The sequence below is a fragment of the Pseudomonas sp. NPDC089530 genome (assembly GCF_050280705.1).
Classification (GTDB): domain Bacteria; phylum Pseudomonadota; class Gammaproteobacteria; order Pseudomonadales; family Pseudomonadaceae; genus Aquipseudomonas.
Map to the genome: position 1 here is coordinate 1 of NZ_JBNNVU010000217.1, position 1,205 is coordinate 1,205.

2 protein-coding genes and 1 pseudogene are annotated in these 1,205 nt (G+C 57.8%); all 3 read right to left on the bottom strand.

Annotated features, from left to right (window positions below):
• Nucleotides 1-57: 57 nt before the first annotated feature.
• Nucleotides 58-399 (bottom strand): annotated as a pseudogene (rplR, locus tag ACQKQA_RS30395) (50S ribosomal protein L18); the annotation flags it as partial.
• A 20-nt stretch (nt 400-419) separates the two neighbouring features.
• Entirely contained in the window at nt 420-953 is a 534-nt protein-coding gene (rplF, locus tag ACQKQA_RS30400; RefSeq protein ID WP_044465327.1) for a 50S ribosomal protein L6, read from the bottom strand.
• A 12-nt stretch (nt 954-965) separates the two neighbouring features.
• Nucleotides 966-1,205: 30S ribosomal protein S8 (gene rpsH / locus ACQKQA_RS30405; RefSeq protein ID WP_427564806.1), on the bottom strand; the 240-nt coding region annotated here is incomplete at its 5' end.

Below are 1,205 nucleotides of genomic sequence, written 5' to 3' on the forward strand. Positions count from 1 at the left end.
GGCCAGGCCGATGCGCCCGCGGCGGCAGCCCCGACCGCGGTCGTTATTTGACATAACTTAGAACTCCAGCCCAGCTTCACGAGCAGCATCAGCCAGCGCCTTCACGCGGCCGTGGTACTTGAAGCCAGAGCGGTCGAAAGCCACCTGCGAGACGCCAGCGGCTTTTGCACGCGTAGCGACCAGCTGGCCAACCTATGTGGCCGCGTCGATGTTGCCAGTGGCGCCATCACGCAGTTCTTTATCCAAAGTCGAGGCGCTTGCCAGGACTTTGTTGCCGTCGGCCGAAATGACCTGGGCGTAGATGTGCTGCGAAGAGCGGAACACGCAGAGACGCACGACTTCGAGTTCGTGCATTTTCAGGCGTGCTTTGCGAGCGCGACGCAGTCGAGTAACTTTTTTTGTCGGTCATTTGCTATGCCCTACTTCTTCTTGGCTTCTTTACGACGGACGACTTCGTCCGCGTAGCGCACACCTTTACCTTTGTAAGGCTCTGGTGGACGGAAGTCGCGGATCTCAGCGGCCACTTGACCTACCAGCTGCTTGTCGATGCCCTTGATCAGGATATCGGTCTGGCTAGGAGTCTCAGCGGTGATGCCTGCTGGCAGCTCGTAGTCCACTGGGTGCGAGAAGCCGAGGGCCAGGTTCAGCACTGTGCCTTTTGCTTGTGCCTTGTAACCAACACCGACCAGCTGGAGCTTACGCTCGAAGCCTTGGCTTACGCCCTGGACCATGTTGTTTACCAACGCACGAGTGGTACCGGCCATTGCACGAGTTTGTTGGTCGCCGTTGCGAGCAGCGAAACGCAGCTCACCAGCTTCCTGAACAATTTCAACGGACGAGTGTACGTTCAGTTCGAGAGTGCCCTTGGCACCCTTCACCGAAAGCTGTTGGCCGGCGAATTTAACTTCAACACCAGCTGGCAGCTTAACGGGGTTCTTAGCGACGCGAGACATGCTTATCCCCCCTTAGAACACAGTGCAAAGAACTTCGCCGCCGACACCGGCAGCGCGCGCAGCACGATCAGTCATCACACCCTTGTTGGTGGAGACGATAGACACGCCGAGACCGCCACGAACTTTTGGCAGATCTTCAACGGACTTGTACTGACGCAGGCCTGGACGGCTAACGCGCTTCACTTCCTCGATGACCGGACGGCCTTCGAAGTATTTCAGCTCGTTGTACAGCAGTGGCTTGGTTTCGGTGCT